This window comes from Sulfurimonas paralvinellae, assembly GCF_014905135.1.
Taxonomy (GTDB): Bacteria; Campylobacterota; Campylobacteria; order Campylobacterales; family Sulfurimonadaceae; genus Sulfurimonas; species Sulfurimonas paralvinellae.
This window is the reverse complement of sequence record NZ_CP041406.1, coordinates 1,238,239-1,254,695: the sequence shown is the minus strand read 5'-3', so window position 1 is coordinate 1,254,695 and position 16,457 is coordinate 1,238,239. Positions and strand designations below refer to the sequence as shown.

At 40.1% G+C, this 16,457-nt stretch carries 19 protein-coding genes; 13 read left to right on the top strand and 6 right to left on the bottom strand.

Annotation, left to right across the window (positions count from 1 at the left end; all coding sequences use genetic code 11):
* Positions 1-4: 4 nt before the first annotated feature.
* From FM071_RS06550 to FM071_RS06540, 3 genes are read left to right on the top strand one after another with little or no spacing between them, the layout of a single operon-like run.
* Complete coding sequence (locus tag FM071_RS06550; RefSeq protein WP_193109996.1) at positions 5-1,186, top strand: acetylornithine transaminase; 1,182 nt, start codon at positions 5-7, stop codon at positions 1,184-1,186.
* A complete protein-coding gene (locus tag FM071_RS06545) occupies positions 1,143-2,378 on the top strand; it encodes a TolC family protein (RefSeq protein ID WP_193109994.1) in 1,236 nt (411 codons plus the stop codon). The genes FM071_RS06550 and FM071_RS06545 overlap by 44 nt, the downstream gene beginning before the upstream one ends.
* An 8-nt stretch (positions 2,379-2,386) precedes the next feature.
* A complete protein-coding gene (locus FM071_RS06540) occupies positions 2,387-3,397 on the top strand; it encodes an SAM-dependent methyltransferase (protein WP_226960506.1) in 1,011 nt (336 codons plus the stop codon).
* On the opposite strand, the gene FM071_RS06535 is transcribed toward FM071_RS06540, so the two are convergent.
* The 3 genes from FM071_RS06535 to gatC are packed head-to-tail and all read right to left on the bottom strand — an operon-like array spanning position 3,394 to position 5,152.
* Positions 3,394-4,497 carry a type IV pilus twitching motility protein PilT gene (locus FM071_RS06535; protein ID WP_193109992.1) on the bottom strand — a complete coding sequence of 368 codons (1,104 nt, stop codon included), beginning with the start codon at positions 4,495-4,497 and terminating at the stop codon, positions 3,394-3,396. The genes FM071_RS06540 and FM071_RS06535 overlap by 4 nt on opposite strands.
* Positions 4,498-4,505: 8 nt before the next feature.
* Positions 4,506-4,850 carry an arsenate reductase family protein gene (locus tag FM071_RS06530; protein ID WP_193109990.1) on the bottom strand — a complete coding sequence of 115 codons (345 nt, stop codon included), beginning with the start codon at positions 4,848-4,850 and terminating at the stop codon, positions 4,506-4,508.
* A gap of 11 nt (positions 4,851-4,861) precedes the next feature.
* Positions 4,862-5,152 (bottom strand): Asp-tRNA(Asn)/Glu-tRNA(Gln) amidotransferase subunit GatC, encoded by a 291-nt coding sequence (gatC, locus tag FM071_RS06525; protein WP_193109988.1) that lies wholly within the window; start codon positions 5,150-5,152, stop codon positions 4,862-4,864.
* Positions 5,153-5,257: 105 nt separating this feature from the next.
* On the opposite strand from gatC, the gene FM071_RS06520 reads away from it, so the two are divergent.
* The 8 genes from FM071_RS06520 to polA are packed head-to-tail and all read left to right on the top strand — an operon-like array spanning position 5,258 to position 12,985.
* Positions 5,258-5,854 carry a tetratricopeptide repeat protein gene (locus FM071_RS06520; RefSeq protein ID WP_193109986.1) on the top strand — a complete coding sequence of 199 codons (597 nt, stop codon included), beginning with the start codon at positions 5,258-5,260 and terminating at the stop codon, positions 5,852-5,854.
* 3 nt (positions 5,855-5,857) lie between these two features.
* Positions 5,858-6,850 carry a PQQ-binding-like beta-propeller repeat protein gene (locus FM071_RS06515; RefSeq protein ID WP_193109984.1) on the top strand — a complete coding sequence of 331 codons (993 nt, stop codon included), beginning with the start codon at positions 5,858-5,860 and terminating at the stop codon, positions 6,848-6,850.
* Entirely contained in the window at positions 6,850-7,677 is an 828-nt protein-coding gene (locus FM071_RS06510; RefSeq protein ID WP_193109983.1) for a tyrosine-type recombinase/integrase, read from the top strand. The genes FM071_RS06515 and FM071_RS06510 overlap by 1 nt, the downstream gene beginning before the upstream one ends.
* Complete coding sequence (locus FM071_RS06505; protein WP_193109981.1) at positions 7,674-8,150, top strand: HD domain-containing protein; 477 nt, start codon at positions 7,674-7,676, stop codon at positions 8,148-8,150. The genes FM071_RS06510 and FM071_RS06505 overlap by 4 nt, the downstream gene beginning before the upstream one ends.
* Positions 8,151-8,185: 35 nt before the next feature.
* On the top strand, positions 8,186-8,689 hold the full coding sequence (locus FM071_RS06500) for a hypothetical protein (protein WP_193109979.1): 504 nt from the start codon (positions 8,186-8,188) through the stop codon (positions 8,687-8,689).
* Positions 8,689-9,396, top strand: coding sequence for a sulfite exporter TauE/SafE family protein (locus FM071_RS06495; protein ID WP_193109977.1), 708 nt, complete (start codon positions 8,689-8,691; stop codon positions 9,394-9,396). The genes FM071_RS06500 and FM071_RS06495 overlap by 1 nt, the downstream gene beginning before the upstream one ends.
* 37 nt (positions 9,397-9,433) lie before the next feature.
* Positions 9,434-10,255, top strand: a complete 822-nt coding sequence (locus tag FM071_RS06490; RefSeq protein ID WP_226960505.1) for an HDOD domain-containing protein — start codon at positions 9,434-9,436, stop codon at positions 10,253-10,255.
* The gene (gene polA / locus FM071_RS06485) at positions 10,256-12,985 is read left to right on the top strand and encodes a DNA polymerase I (protein WP_193109975.1); all 2,730 of its coding nucleotides are present in this window, start codon (positions 10,256-10,258) and stop codon (positions 12,983-12,985) included.
* 3 nt (positions 12,986-12,988) lie between these two features.
* Here polA and FM071_RS06480 read toward each other — a convergent pair whose 3' ends face one another.
* Positions 12,989-13,249 (bottom strand): EscU/YscU/HrcU family type III secretion system export apparatus switch protein, encoded by a 261-nt coding sequence (locus FM071_RS06480; protein ID WP_193109974.1) that lies wholly within the window; start codon positions 13,247-13,249, stop codon positions 12,989-12,991.
* On the bottom strand, positions 13,246-14,190 hold the full coding sequence (gene fliK / locus FM071_RS06475; protein ID WP_193109972.1) for a flagellar hook-length control protein FliK: 945 nt from the start codon (positions 14,188-14,190) through the stop codon (positions 13,246-13,248). Before fliK ends, FM071_RS06480 begins: the two co-directional genes overlap by 4 nt.
* A gap of 58 nt (positions 14,191-14,248) precedes the next feature.
* On the opposite strand from fliK, the gene FM071_RS06470 reads away from it, so the two are divergent.
* On the top strand, positions 14,249-14,680 hold the full coding sequence (locus tag FM071_RS06470) for a hypothetical protein (RefSeq protein WP_193109970.1): 432 nt from the start codon (positions 14,249-14,251) through the stop codon (positions 14,678-14,680).
* Between the two features lie 37 nt (positions 14,681-14,717).
* Positions 14,718-15,197, top strand: coding sequence for a thiamine phosphate synthase (locus FM071_RS06465; protein WP_226960504.1), 480 nt, complete (start codon positions 14,718-14,720; stop codon positions 15,195-15,197).
* Here the strand turns inward: FM071_RS06465 and FM071_RS06460 are convergent.
* Entirely contained in the window at positions 15,185-16,420 is a 1,236-nt protein-coding gene (locus FM071_RS06460; protein WP_193109966.1) for a BaiN/RdsA family NAD(P)/FAD-dependent oxidoreductase, read from the bottom strand. The genes FM071_RS06465 and FM071_RS06460 overlap by 13 nt on opposite strands.
* Positions 16,421-16,457 lie beyond the last annotated feature (37 nt).

Here is a 16,457-nt window from a genome sequence, read left to right as displayed (position 1 = left end):
TAGAGTGAATATCAAAGCAATAGATAAAAAATATGTTCTTCCTACGTATGCACGTGCAGATGTAGAGTTTATTAAAGGAGAGAATGCAACACTTTTTGATGTTGACGGTAAAAAATACATCGATTTTACATCGGGCATCGGTGTTGTATCTGTCGGTCATGGTAACAAACGTGTTGCTGACGCACTTTGTAAGCAGGTCTCTGCGATCACACATATCTCAAATCTTTACTACATTGAACCACAGGCACTTGCTGCGCAAAAAGTGGTTGAAGCAAGCGGTTATGATATGCAGTGCTTTTTTGGAAACTCAGGAGCCGAAGCGAATGAGGGTGCCATTAAAATTGCCAGAAAACACGGAGAACGTGACGGTGAGATAAAACGTTATAAAATAATTACACTCAATCACTCTTTTCATGGACGAACGATCACAACTGTCAAAGCTACAGGACAGGAGTCAATGCACAATTATTTCGGACCATTTCCTGATGGTTTTGTCTATGCGGACGGGATTGAGGAGATAGAATCACTTTTGGATGATCATACTGCAGGTGTCATGATAGAACTTATTCAGGGTGAGGGCGGTGTCGAACCACAGGACAAAGAAAAAGTGCAAAAACTTGCCAAGCTTTTAAAAGAAAAAGAGATTCCGCTTATTATCGATGAAGTGCAAACAGGATGCTATCGTGTCGGTGAATTCACGGCGTCACAGGCGTATGGAATCGAACCTGAGATAATCACTCTTGCCAAAGGTGTCGGGGGAGGTGTTCCTGTCGGGATTGTAATGACAACGCTTAAAAATGTTCTCTCTGCAGGAGATCATGGCTCTACTTTTGGAGGGAACTACCTCTCAAGTCGTGCAGTATGCGAAGTTGTTGACATTCTTAATGAACGAAAAGCAAGTGGCGACCTTGAGATAACATCCCTGCTGTTTAATAATGCTCTTGAATCGTTTTATAAAAAATATGAAGATATTTTCATTCAAAAGGTCGGGTTTGGCATGATGTGCGGACTACGTGTCAAAGATGCTGATACATTGACAAATATCATCAATGCAGCACGCCAAAATGGTGTTATGGTCTTAAAAGCAGGAAGAAACACATTGCGATTCTTACCGCCGCTTACAATTACAAAAGAGGAAATCGATGAAGGCTTTGAGGCTCTCTCACGCGCTGTTTCTTCTTTGTAATGTTACGCTTTTTGCAAATGAGAACAATGCAAGTTTAAATAGCTATCTTTCAACATACAAAAATGAAGCTTTTTCATATGATTATGAAAAGAATGAAGCAGAAAGCTCGAAACTGCGAGACTCATGGATAGCGCCGATAAATATTAACTACTCACTGTCGCGTTCCAAGCCTTATGAGCAAGAGCAACAGAATGAAAATGCTGCCATCAAGATGGATCAGCCGATCTTTCAAAGCGGCGGTATCTACTATGGTATTAAATTTGCCAATGCAAGTAAGCGTTACTCTGACTATAGTATAGATGTTGCCAAACGCAAGATGATCAAAGATACCGTAGCTCTCTTGATGCAGATAAAGCAGATGGCACTTAAAGAAAAGAAACAGCTTCTGCAGATAGAAAATTCAGATATCAATCTCAAACAAAAGCAAGAAGAGTATCTCAGCGGACAACTTGACTCGGGATTTTTAGACAATGCCATCATCCAAAAGAATATTGTCACGCAGGCACTTTATGATATTCAAACAGCCAAAGAGAAACTTATTACCCAGTTTCATGCGCTTAGTGATCTTGATTATAAAACTGCGCATATTCCGCATTTGGAATTTATTTCACAGGAAGATTTCATCAAACACAATATTGTGTTGAAAAAGACGGATGCCGAGGTGGCAAAGAATAGATATGCAAAAAATGTACGTATTGCCAAGTATCTGCCTCGTGTCAATTTGACGGCAGGGTATAACTGGAGCAAGAGCAGTGGACAACAGTTCTATGCCGGTGGACAGCTCTTTGACAGTTCTAATGAGCTTAACTATTATGATTATGGTCTTCGGGCTTCGATGCCGCTTGATATCAATACCTTTCGTGATATAGAATCTGCAAAGGTCGATTATCTTAAGTCGCAGGTTGTCAAAAAAGATAAAGAGAGAGAACTTCACGCTCTTTTTGAACAGGTCATGCACAACATAAAAAATGTGGACAAAAAGATAGCCCTTTCCCGTGAAAATATTAAACTCTATACAAAACTGCTTCGTGATACAAAAGAGCTTTATGCAGCAGGGTATAAAACAGAGTATGATGTCAATACCTTGAAAAACTCATTAGCAATTCAAAATTTTGATACAAAGATATATGAGATCGATAAACAGTTGGAACTATTGACACTCTATGAAATGTATGTAAATAACGGGGAGTAGGAACTTAAATGAAACAAAGATTTAGTGAATATATGACAGAGTGGCTCTATGGTGAAGACGGATACTACGCCACTTATAAAAATATAGGAAAAGAGGGTGATTTCTATACAGCAGTTTCCACAAGTAAGTTCTTTGGCGGGACTATTGCCAAGCATATCATCTCACTGGTCGATGAAGGTTTTTTAGAGCCTCACGCAACTATCTGTGAGATAGGAGCGCATCATGGCTATTTTTTGGCAGATGTATGTGAATTTCTCTATACGCTGCGACCTGAACTGCTCTCTAGTTTTAACTTTGTCATTATTGAGCGTTTTGACGATCTGCAAAAACATCAGCGTGACTATTTTGCTGAGAGTTTTGGTGATGTGGTTACGCTCACGTACTATAAATCACTGCGTGAGATGCATGTAGAGAATGCTTTTTTCATAGCCAATGAAATCTTTGATGCCTTTCCCTGTGAGCTTTATTATAAAGGCAAAACAGCCAGTGTTACAAATCACAATGTAGAGTTTGACATAGATGATCTCTGGGTGGAACAAAAAGCGAAAAAGTATCATAAGGATAGAGGTGAGATAGCACTTGGCTATGAAGCCTTTGCCAAAGAGATGGCAGGAGCTGCTGAGAAATTTGAGTTCATGAGCTTTGATTATGGAGAGATGCAGGCGAGACCTGACTTTTCACTCAGAGTCTATACAAAGCATAAGGTACTGCCGTTTTTTCTTCCTAAAGATAATGAGGATTATATTGCGCGTGAGGAGTTGTTTAAAAAATCAGATATTACCTATGATGTTACTTTTGAGCATGTTAAAGATGCCTATGAAGAAGCAGGAGTGAAGTTTGTCGAGTTCAAAGCACAGATGACAGCATTAGTTAATATGGGACTTTTGGAGCTTCTTGAGATACTGCAGAAAAATGCAGATGAAAGAATCTATAAGCAGGAACTTGAAAAAGCGAAGATGCTCATTATGCCAAATTTCCTTGGTGAGCGTTTTAAAATGATACGTTTTAGAAAGGACTAAAGCCCTTCTATCATTTTAAGCAGCTCTTCCGGACGGTTTGAGTTTTTGATGGCATTCTCTTTGGAGATGACATTTTTTTGAAGCAGTTCTATGAGCTGTTGCGTTTGTGTCGTCATAAATGTCTCTTGTTGGTTAAGCTGCATTTGTGAGTATATCTGGTGTACTTTATCTTCACGAATCTGATTCTGAATCGCAGGATTTGTGATGAGAATCTCCTGTGTTGCAACTTTTCCGCTTCCTATGCGGGGAATAAGTGTTTGAGAAATAACAGCAACCAAAGAAGATGCAAGTTGCGCACGTATCTGAGCCTGTTCTTCACCGGCGAAAACATCGATGATACGGTTAATGGTACCCGGAGCAGAGTTTGTATGGAGTGTTCCAAATACAAGGTGACCTGTTTCTGCGGCTGTTAAGGCTGCACCGATAGTTTCGGCATCACGCATCTCCCCGATGAGGATAATGTCAGGATCCTGACGGAGTGAGTATTTCAGTGCGGCAGCAAAAGATTCTGTATTACTTCCGACATCACGCTGTGAGAAGAGTGATTTGTTGTTTTTGTGAACGAACTCGACCGGATCTTCAATAGTGATGATGTGACGGCGTTCTGTCATGTTTATCTCATGGAGCATTGAAGCAAGCGTTGTTGATTTACCTGAGCCGGTAGGACCGGTAACGAGAATGAGACCTTTTTCTCTTTTAACGAGTTCTTTAAAGATCGGAGGATTTCCATACTCATCAAGCGTAGGAATCTCAATAGGAATCATACGAAAGGCGCAACCGATACCATGAATGGTGCGGTAGTAGTTGGCACGAAAACGCCCGATGTTTTTCAGCTCGAATGAGAAGTCGAGTTCATTGTGCTCTTCGAACTCTTTCTTCTGCTTGTCTTCGATGAGAGAGTATGCCATCTCTTCGACATCATTTGCACTTAAAACGGGAAGATTGAGAGGACGTAGTTCTTTATCTATTCTGATCTGCGGTTCACTTCCGACAACAAGGTGTAAGTCCGAAGATTTGAATGCCAAAACACTTTTGAGTAGTTTTTTAATGTCTACTTTCTTACCTGCATTTTCAGATGGTGCTGCGACTTCTTCACTCATAGATACTCCTAAATATTAAATTTTTCAATATATTCCTGCTCATTATAACCTACAATGACTTTATCGTCAAACTCTATGACGGGTCTTTTTATGAGAAGGTTTTCACGGCAGAGCCACTCGGCTTTTTCTTCATCACTGAGATTCATCTCTTTAAGTTTTAGGTTTCGATAGGTTGTGCTTCTTGCATTGAAAAGTTTGTCAATATTCGTTTTTTGCAGCCATTGTGTTATCTTGGAACATGGAAGTTCTTGCGTTTTAAAATCGTAAAGCTCATAAGCAATATTGTGCTTTTTGAAAAATGAGAGTGCTTTTTTAACACTGTCACAGTTTTTTATACCGTATACTTTAATCATATTAGGTATGCTTATTCGATAATCTTAGGAACAATGAAGAAATCATCTGCGCTCTTTGGTGCATGTTTGAGAATCTCTTCATGAATGGCAGGATTACCCTGTACAATATCTTCTCTAAGTGGTGTAGCAGCATCATTCATGGCAAAGGCGGCATCGACATTGTCAGTGTTTAGTTCACTTAAGTTGTCGACAAAACCGACGATTTGAGAAAGTTGTTCAATAATCTCTTGGCGTTTGTCATCGCTCACTTTGAGATAAGATAATTTTTCGAGTCTACTTAATAGGGCATCATCTACTTGCATTTTTCATCCTGATAATAATTTAATTGATAGATTTTAACATATGTTTGATGAAACTTTAACAAACTATGCGATAATATTATGCAATTTTAAAAGTAGGAAAAAGTTTTGAGTTTAAAAGAAAATATCGAGATGGTCAAAGATGAGTTGAATTCGGAAGAGAAGTTTTTTGAAAAAGCGGTCATTACCGAAAGATTTGTCAAAAAATATAAAAAACCGCTTATCGGTGCTGTTGTAGCCATCGTCGTGATCGTTGTTGCAAACTTAGGATATCAGGCAAGTGAACAAAACAGAATAGAATCAGCAAACGAGACACTGGCACAACTACAGAAAAACCCTGCTGACAAGCTTGCTCTTGCACAGTTGGAAACTCTTTCTCCTGCACTGCATGATGTCTGGGTCTATTCGCAGGCAGTATCGCAAAAGAATACAGATGAACTTGAAAAACTCAAGAACTCCAAAGCACTGATTGTGAATGATGTTTCCTCTTATGAGGCGGCTGAACTCAAAGAAGATGTTGCTTCTTTAGAGAACTATTCAGAACAGCAAAAAGCTATTTACAAAGATTTAGCGACAGTTATGAGTGCAGTATTGTTAATGCAAGAGGGTAAGATAGACGAGGCGCATGATAAATTGGAAATGATCGGTGCGAACTCTCCTTTGGCTCAGGTCGCAAGTGCCTTGATGCATTACGGAGTGAAATAGATTTTGAAAAAGTATATCTTACTTACATCTATTATTGTTGCGCTTTTTTTAACTGCCTGTAGTACAAAAGAGGTATATGAACCGAAGAAGCTATCGGATGATTGGGACAAAACAAGCTCGATCAGTGATAATATCATAGACACCTCTGCCAATGTTGCTCTTTTAGATAACAGAAAAGTACTTTGTCAAAATGGAGAGCTCAATGTTACTATTTCTGAAGATCAACGAGTGATCTCTTTGAATGATGACCGTGTTATCAGTGCTTCCATCGATGGTAATGTTACACTTACTTCCATCAAGGATGCAAAACAGCTACACTTGGATCTTAAAAAAACAGTTGCAGGAGCGAGTGTTTCTGGAAATATGCTGGCCGTTCTTTTTGCCAATGACGATATAGCACTATATGACATCGATACAAAAGCGATCCTCTTTAAAGAACAGGGCGGGAAAGTGATTGCCAATGATATGCGAATCGTCAATCCTTTCTTTTTAAATGATTTGGTACTCTTTTCAACACTTGACGGAAAAGTCATCATTGTGAACTCAAAATTGAAAAAAAGACTCAGAACGGTTATTGTCTCTTCTGAAGATTATTTCAACAATGTTATCTATTTTAATATTGCAGACAATAAAATCCTTGCAGCTACATCTTATAAACTTCTTTCCATGGCACAAAAAGAATTGCGTGAGAAGTATGAGATCCGCAATATTGTGTTTGACGGTAAACTGATCTATATAACAACAAAACAGGGAGAAGTGGTTGCTCTGACGCCTGAATTGCAGGTAGAGTCAAAGATCAAGTTTCCTTTTGCCCACTTTCTCGGAATGATAAATCACAAAGGCAAGCTTTACATTCTTGAAAAAGAGGGCTATATGATCGTCGTTGATAAAAAGACCTTTGATTATACAGTTCATGAAGTAGATATAGACGATGGCTTTGTCTTTGTCGGTAAAGATGTCTTTTACGTTGATGATGAGAAAATCTCTTTAGAGTAATGTCTAACGAACTTGAGGCTTTTATAGAGTATATTACTGTTACAAAAGCCCTTTCACAAAAGAGTGTCGCTGCATATAAAAGTGATCTGCTCTTTTTTGAAGAAAAACTACAAAAACCCTTGATAGAGCTCGACACAAAGCTGCTCTTCACCGCTTTGGAAGCCTACGACAACAAACGAACACTCAACCGCAAACTCTCTTCCATAAACGCCTTCTTTGATTTTTGCTATAAGTCGCAGTTTCTCGAAGAAAAAAACAAGATAAGACTCTCCAAAATTCCTAAATTGCTGCCAAAGTTTCTCTCTTATGAAGATATTCAAAATGGGCTTGCCCTCATTGACAGAAGCACATGGATAGGACTGCGTGACTATGCACTGATACTCTTTTTATATGCAAGCGGAGCACGTATCAGCGAAGCATTGGAACTTGGCCGCAGTGATATCGAGGGAGAGTGGCTGCATATTCGTCATGCCAAGGGGGATAAAGAACGTATCGTTCCTTTGGCAGCGGTGGCTGAAAAAGCCATCGAAGCGTATTTGCAGGCAAGTGGTTTTGAAACGGAACATCTATGGTGTAATTACCGAGGCGGTAAACTCAGCCGTATATCGGCATATAAGATCACACAAAAATATCTTGGTGTTTCACCTCACGTACTGCGTCACTCCTATGCGACCTCACTTATCCGAGGTGGAGCGGATCTTCGGGTAGTGCAGGAACTTTTGGGACATGCTTCACTTCTCACGACACAGATATATACACATATTCAAAAGCAGGATCTCAAAGATACGGTCAATGTCTATCATCCCATAACAAAGGAGCAGTTATGAGCGAAGTAAAGAACAAGATATTTTCCAAGCCGTTTTTGGATTCACTCTTTTTTACGCAGAACAAATGGCATCAGCACGGTGTCCTTGTGCATACTTTGCGTGTTGTCTATTATACGCTCAAACATGGTGATTACAAGATGCTTGCCGCTGCGCTTTTGCATGACATCGGCAAGCCGTTTTCTGCGTTTAAAAAAGATGAAGAGGATCGGGAGTATAACGAATGGAGTTTTACGGATCATGAAGAGAGAAGCTATCAGATCATAAAGAACTGGCCGTTTTTAAGTGACTATACAAAGAATCTCGTCCGCTATCACTATCTTATCCGTGATATGAAAAAATCGAAAAAAGAGGATATGCCTCGATATGCCAGAAAAAAAGAGATATGGGATAGCCTTGATGATGATTTTAAAGCGGATCTTGAACGCTTTTTAAAGTATGATGATATGGGGAAAGGAAAAAAACGCCGTGATTAACAAATTTGTAACGCTTGAGGGTATATAATACATTTATGAAAAAATTTGCCCCTGTTTTAATCGTTCTTGCTATTGTTGCTGTTATCATTGTTTTGTTTTTATCTTTGTCGAAATCTCAAAATATGGTCGTTATTAAAGAGGGAAATCTGCAAAAGGTTCCTCTGAAGATGGAAGTCAATAAATGTCAGGACAGTTTTTGTGGTATGGTCATTACGGAACTGACCTATGCTTCGCAGGTTATTGCACCTGATGGAAAGACCTGGTTCTTTCATGACCATGGTGATTTTGTGGAGTGGCTCAAAGACAAACCATTTGAAAAAGAGGCCGTTATCTGGGTAATGAGCCGAGATACACACAAGTGGATAGACGGTAGAAAAGCCTACTACAGTGTTAATGAAATGACACCGATGGGATATGGATTTGGAGCCTATGAAAAAAAAGGCAAGGGTATGATAGACTTTAAGACAATGTGTCTTAAGGTACTGCGTGGAGAGACGATGAAAGACCCGAAAATAAGAAAACAGTTGTTGGGCAGATAATGGATACAGTCAATTTACTGACAATCGTCTCTATTGCTTTTTTAGGTTCCTTCGGTCATTGCATCGGTATGTGCGGCGGTATTGTTTTGGCATATTCGACCATTAAAATAGAGCCTGCAAGCTCAAAGGTATCTAAAACAGTTGCACACCTGCTTTATAATTTTGGAAGAGTGCTTACCTATACGATCTTAGGAGCTCTTTTTGGTGCTATCGGAGGTGTGGCTACGTTTAACAATACGGCAAACGGTACACTTTTAATTATTGCCGGTACGGCCATGGTCTTGGCGGGACTCTCTTTGATGGGGAAGATAAAGTTTCTGACGGTTATTGAACACTCCATATCTTCATCGAACTTTTATAAAAAATCATTTCAAAAGATACTTCACTCCAAATCTAATGTCAGCTTCTTTATACTCGGTATGCTCAATGGACTACTGCCATGTGGTTTTGTCTACTTCTTTGCCATTACGGCTGCAAGTACGGCAAGTCCTTTTTACGGTGCACTTGTAATGTTCATCTTTGGCGTGAGTACGATTCCGGCAATGTTTTCACTTGGTTTTCTCTCTTCGCTTGCTTCGGCTACCAGCTTTAGAAACATGATGATGAGCCTCTCATCTGTAGCAGTTGTTCTCTATGGTCTGTTTACACTTTATAATGGTTATGATTACTTGACAAATCCACTTCGTACAATTCTTCAGTGTCATTAATTCTATGCTATAATAAACTAAAAAATAAAAGGTCATAATGATGAAAAGTTCTATTGCCGACAGTATCAAATCACTTCCTCCTCTCTCTAAAACAATAGCAGATATAAACAGAGTCTATGCAGATGAAGAAGCGGGTATCGGTGAGCTGGCAAAGGTGATTGAACCTGATCCTATGATCGTAGCAAACCTTTTAAAAGCGGCGAACTCTCCTCTGTACGGTTTTGGCAAAGAGATTAAGAATGTATCGCAGGCTGTGAGCCTGTTTGGTATGAGTATGACACGCTCTATTGCACTTGGAAATGCCGTACGTAAACTCCTTAATGTCGATATGCAGCCTTATGGCATTACAAGTGATAAGTTTGCCGAGATCTCTGCGATGCAGGCAACATTGATGAACAAATGGTACCTGAAGATAGACAGAGCCAAAGCAGAAAAGCTCTACCTTGCCGCTTTTTTACAAGAGACAGGAAAGATTCTTATAGCAAGTGATGTTATCAAAGATGATGAAGATATCAGTTTCAAATCAGAAGTAGAAATGTCAAATAATCTTGCAGCCGTTGAAAAATCATACGTGAATGTAACGAGTTCGGAAGTGACGGCTCTTATCTTTGAACACTGGGGATTTGATAATGAATTTGTAGAGATGATTCGTTATGCCGATAATCCCTCAGCAGCTCCAAAAGAGGTGCAGGAGTTTGCTACGGCACTCCATATTGTAAAAACGGTACTGCCTGTTAACAGACCTTTTGCCGAGCAGGCTATTAACTTCGGTTTGAGAAAAGCGAGGGATGCCGGCTATGAATATGAACTACTAGAAGATGCCATCGACGATATGCTCGATACGATCGAGGCATCATAAATGTCAAAGACTGTTACTGTCATAGATACCTTCGGTTTTTTTTTCCGTAGTTTCTATGCACTTCCGCAATACCTTAAAACAAAAGACGGTTTTCCAACAGGACTTTTAACCGGTTTTACCAATTTTATAGCTACATTGCAAAAAGAACATGACAGTGACTACATCATTTTCGCAGTCGATTCCAAGGGTGAGACCTTTCGCAACGAGATAGATGAAAACTATAAGGCAAATCGTCAGGCTCCGCCGCCGGAGCTCACGCAGCAGCTTCCCATCGCTATTGAATGGATCAATAAAATGGGCTATAAGACACTTGGAAAAGTCGGTTTTGAAGCCGATGATGTCATTGCGACACTTGTAAAGTGCGCTAAAGAAAAAGGTTACCGCGTTCGCATCGTTTCACATGACAAGGACTTGTGCCAGCTTATCGATGATGATAATGTCACCCTTGTCGATGCTATCAAGAAAAAGGTCATCAATGAAAGAGCCTGTTATGATAAATACGGTGTGACGCCGGAACAGTTCATCGATTATCAGTCCATTTTGGGTGACAGTGCGGATAATGTGCCCGGTGTGAAAGGCATAGGCAAGGTCGGAGCTGAAAAACTGCTCAAAGAGTACGGTACACTTGATAATATCTATGCACATATTGATGAGATAAAGGGCGCAACGCAGAAAAAGCTCATAGAATCGCGTGAAGCGGCATATATGTCAAAAGAGCTTGTAACACTGCATCCGGATGTATTTTCCTGCGATGAGGTTGATTTTGAAGAGTACAGAATGGATGTTGAAAATCCATTTTTAAATATCTATGATGAACTTGTGCAGTATGAACAAAATGCGATCTTACGAACACTTCACGCAAAGAATATGGTCAGCGATGAGAAAAAAGCCGCTGCTGTTAAAAAAACGCAAGATGCTGGTAAGGTTACTGAATACATAAACAGTGAGTATACGGCTACGCTTCTAACAGACAGAGATGAACTCTTTAAGGTACTCAACTCCTTTGAAAAAGATGCCTTTGTCGCTTTTGATACGGAGACGACAGGGCTTGATTATGACAAAGACAAGCTTGTCGGTTTTAGTTTTTGTGTTGATGAATCAGAAGCCTATTATGTGCCTTTTAGACACTTCTATCTCGGCGTGCCCGAGCAGATAAGCGAAGATGATGCCAAAGAGGCAATGCGTAAAATTTTTGAGTTTAAAGTGGTAGGGCATAACATCAAATTCGATCTGCATTTTGTGACACGATTTTTAGGTGTTGAAGAACTGCCAATAGCGTGTGACAGTATGATACTTGCCTGGCTTATCAATCCGGAGAGTGCACTCTCACTTGACAAGCTTGCTAAAGCATTGTTAAATCATGAAATGATAGCTTTTAAAGATACGGTCAAAAAAGGGGAGAGTTTCGCTTCTGTAGAGCTTGATGATGCCTGTATGTACGCTTCTGAAGATGCGCTCATTACTTTTAAGCTCTACAAACTCTTTTTACAAAAGCTTGAACTCCAAAATGCAAAGCATCTCATACAAGAGGCTCAAAATGTTGAGATACCTTTTATCTCTACCTTACTTTGCATGGAGAGAAAAGGCATCGAGGTTGATGTGAACTTTTTGGAAGATTTCTTAGTTGAGGTAAAAAAGACACTTGAATCCTTGACGAAGAGTATCTATGAACTCTCAGGAAGTGAGTTTAACATAAACTCGACAAAGCAGCTTGGTGTCGTTCTTTTTGAAACATTGGGACTGCCTGTCGGCAAGAAGACAAAAACAGGCTACTCTACGGATGAAAAAGTGCTTAACTCTCTTAAAGACAAACATCCGGTTGTTCCCAAACTATTGGAGTACCGTGAGGTCTATAAGCTCTACTCGACATATATCGAGCCGCTTTTAAAACTTGCAAGTGAGAATGAATATCACCGTATCCACACCTCTTTTGTGCAGACTGGAACAGCAACAGGTCGTTTAAGCTCAAAAAATCCAAATCTGCAGAACATTCCGACACGTACGCCGCTCGGTGCCAAGATACGAGAGGCATTTGTCGCAGGTGAGGGCAAAAAGCTCATCGGCATCGACTACTCGCAGATAGAGCTGCGTCTGCTTGCCCATTTTTCTCAAGATAAGGTATTGGTTGATGCTTTTATGCACGACAAAGATATTCACCTCCAAACGGCTATTATTCTTTTTGGTGAAGAAGAAGCTCCAAGCAAGCGTAATATTGCAAAGACCGTAAACTTCGGACTGCTTTACGGTATGGGGCAGAAAAAACTCTCCGATACTTTGGGCATTACGACCAAAGAGGCAAAAGAAATAATAGAGAAGTATTTTGAATCATTTCCAACGGTCAAGAGCTATTTTCGCTCCATTGTTGACAGCTCGAAAGAAAAAGGCTATATCGAAACACTGCTTGGACGCAGACGCTATTTTGACTACGAACGTGCAACGCCAATGTATAAAGCAGCATATGAGCGTGAATCTGTTAACTCTGTCTTTCAAGGAAGTGCCGCAGACTTGATAAAGCTAAGTATGAACAAGATCCATGCGACGATCAAAGAAGAATCGATGCAGGCAGTCATGCTGCTGCAGATTCATGATGAACTGATCTTTGAAGTTGATGCAGCAAAAGCGGATGCATACGGAAAAAGATTCAGAGAGATTATGGAAGGGATAATGCAGCTCAATATCCCGCTCAAAGCATCTCTTAACATTGGTGATAAATGGAGTCAGTTGAAGTGATTTTCAATCTGTTTTATTTGTAATTTTGTAGATAAAACTAAAGACTTCCGCAACAGCTCTGTACATCTCCTGTGGTACTTCTTTATCGAGCTCTACTTTTGAGAGTAGTTCGACAAGGTCTTCGTCTTTTTTTATGGGTATCTCATGCTCACGAGCAAGTTCAATGATCTTTTGGGCAGTTTTTCCTTTCCCTTTTGCCGTGACTTTTGGTGCACTCTGTTTTTTATCATCATATTTGAGAGCGACCGCTTCTTCTTTTTTCATGCTTTTACCTCAAAACCAAGTTCAATTTCTTCACCGGATCCATAAGGCATCTGAACATCGGCTGCATCTAAGAATCGAATATCTGTCGGTATGATACCGACATCATAGAGACTTTTTTTAAGATCTTTTATGTTGCTATGCAGTAAATCTTTTAACTCGGGACTTTCACACGATATATTTATGTTGAGTTGATTTTTTTCAAAGAGACCGAGTCGAAGTCGTAAGCTGCCATACTCTTTTAATTGCAGATCGATATCACAGAAAAACTTCTTATTTTTTGCATTTTTTATGGTGATGTTTCCCTCTTCCAACGCATCAAACGAGTAGGGCAGATAGAGTGCGGATGCATCATTGAGGTGTGAAAGCAGTTGATAGTAATCGATCTGCATGCTGAGTTTATCAAGCTGTTTCATCACTGTATCTTTGTTTGGAAGTGAAGCGGTGTTAAGCTCTTCGAGTGATTTTTTGACAACGGCTTTTGTGTCATTGCTAAGAAGCTCTTGTATCTCTTGTTTGGAACTTGCATTTTTGAGTTTGGACTCTAGAAAAAGACCGGAATTTTCAATCTTGTTCTTGAGTGAATTTTCGTCGATGTTTGTAATATTTTCTAGTGATTTTACAACGACTATTTTGAGTCTGTTAAGCATCGGCGTTTCATTTTTTTGTAACAACTGCTGCAGTTCTTTGAGCGTTGTCGATACATTGCCAAGCTCTTTAAGTGTAGGGTTATTCTTTAAGAGCGTGAGGAGCGTTTGGTTTTGCAGTTGATCCTGCGGTCTGTTTTTAAGCAGTGATTCCAAAATAGAACCGAGATCTTTTGCCTGCGAAAGTTGTTGCATTTCTTTTGGAGCTATATCTTTGAGTACCTCACGCAGAGCTTTGTTTGTGTTTGATAAGAAAATGTTTAAAGTTTTATCTGCCGAAGTGTTTAGCTGTATCATAATAAGCAAAGTATAGCATTATTTGAGTATAATTGCATCAAAAATTGGAGGCGCTGTGATGAAAGAAAAGCTCGAAGAAGTGCTTACTATCTGGCATAAACATTTTAGTGACGAAGAGAATCAATATTCAGAGTTTGAACCTTCTGATATTGAATACTTTGTCGGTTGTATGCTTTATAACCGTTTTGCTTTTTCAAAAGCACATCATAATCTTCAAACGATGGATCTGAGTTATGACTTTTTATCTTCTTGCGGAGATGATGAGTATGCTGCGGCTCAAAAAGTCATAGAGAGTATTATATTTGAGAATGAAGAAGAAGCGTTGGCATTCTTACAGAGTTTCATACAAGAAGCAAAAGAAAAATATACAAAACCTGAACTCTATCTTTTGGATAGACTTGACTATCATGTCAGTGCAATGGCGGAACGTTATGAAAAGGGTGTGGATGTCAAGCATATCGATTTTACCAATCCACTCATGAGAAAATAGTTTGAAAAAGTATCTCATAACTCCTAAACCATCCTATATGCAGCTTAGAAAGCATATGCCGGATTTCGCACTCTATCGCAATAAAGAAGAGAAGAACTATGCGCTCTATGCAGCAGAGTTTGTCGAGATGTGTAAAAATTTCAAAGATATGAAATGTTTCTTACATCAAGATTATAAACTGGTAGCAGAGTTAGATGCCAATGGCGTTCATTTGACTTCAGAACAGTTCGATGCAATTCCCAAAGCAAAAGAGCTTGGTTTAGAAGTCATCATTTCGACGCATACACATGATGAAGTACATATTGCCGAAGCGATGGGTGCTGATTATGTTGCTTACAGTCCCATCTTTGAAACACCGAACAAAGATGAGCCAAAAGGTGTGGATGATCTGCGTGAGATCATTGGTATGACAGATATCAAGGTTTTTGCACTTGGTGGTATCCTTACGCAGGAGCAGGTTGATGCGGTTGAAGAAGCAGGTGCTTACGGGTTTGCTTCTATTCGCTACTTTAATTGACCTGCAAGGTAACCGCTTGCAAAGCTCCACTGTAGATTGTACCCGCCGCAGGGACCGTCGAGGTTCATGATCTCACCGCAGAAGTAGAGTCCGTCGATGAGTTTGCTCTGCATTGTTTTGGGGTTGATCTCTTTGAGGCTGATGCCCCCACGCGTTATCATGGCAAGTCGAAAACCATCATGTCCGGTTATTGTCAGCGGTGTCCAAGCCAGCAGTGAGATGAGTCTGTCTCTTTTTTTTCCGTCAAGTTTTTTATAGGTTTCATTGCACTCAATTCCTGCTAGATTGCAGAGCTCTTTTGAGAGTGCTTCAGGCAGTAGGGTCTGCAGAAGTTTAAGTGTGTTTTTAGCATCTGTTTGATGTTTTTTGAGGTGCTCTCGGATCTGTTCTTCATTTTTTCCTTTTGTAAGATTGAGAAGAAGCGGCACTTCACCGTATTTTTTCAGAAGCGGTGTCACCTCTCTTGCAAAATCAAGCACGACAGGACCTCGTATGCCGCTGTTTGTAAAGATGAGATCACCTTTGGCACGTAAATTTTTATGCTTTTTAATGTTGACGCGAAGTTCTACCTTTGGTATAGTGTCGGCTCGGCAGTTCTTTACCCACTCCTCTTTTGTCTTTAAGGGCATCATTGCAGGAGAGAGTTCCGTGACTTTATGTCCAAGCTCACTGGCAAGATTGTAACCGTCTCCCTCAGCACCAAGAACAGGATAACCCATGCCTCCTGTCGCTACAATGACATTGGGAGCGTAAAAAGTGTTGTTCTCTGTCTTGATCCCGTCAATATGTCTGCCTGTAGAGAGCAGGCGTGTGACTTTTTGATTGCACTTAATCTCTACACCGAGTCGAAGCATCTCTGCTTTGAAACCCTCGATGATGGTAGCTGATGAGTGTGATGTCGGGAAAATCCGAAAACCGTCAGGTGCATGTGTCTCGATGCCGATCTCTTCAAAAAAAGCAGTGAGTTTTTTGTGGTCAAACTCATGCAGGGCATCTTGCATAAAGCGGCCGTTCTTGCCAAAACGAGCCATAAAATCTTCGTTGGAGAGAGTATTTGTCAAATTGCATCTGCCGCCGCCCGTTGCTTTGAGTTTGGCAGCAATATTTGATAGCTTTTCAAGCAATAGAACTTTTTGTCCTTTGCGTGAGGCGACAATAGACGCAATGATACCTGCCGCTCCGCTTCCTATGACAATGAGATCATACTGTTTATCTGCTTGCATAATTGATATGATAGGATATCTTTGTAAATAAAAAGTT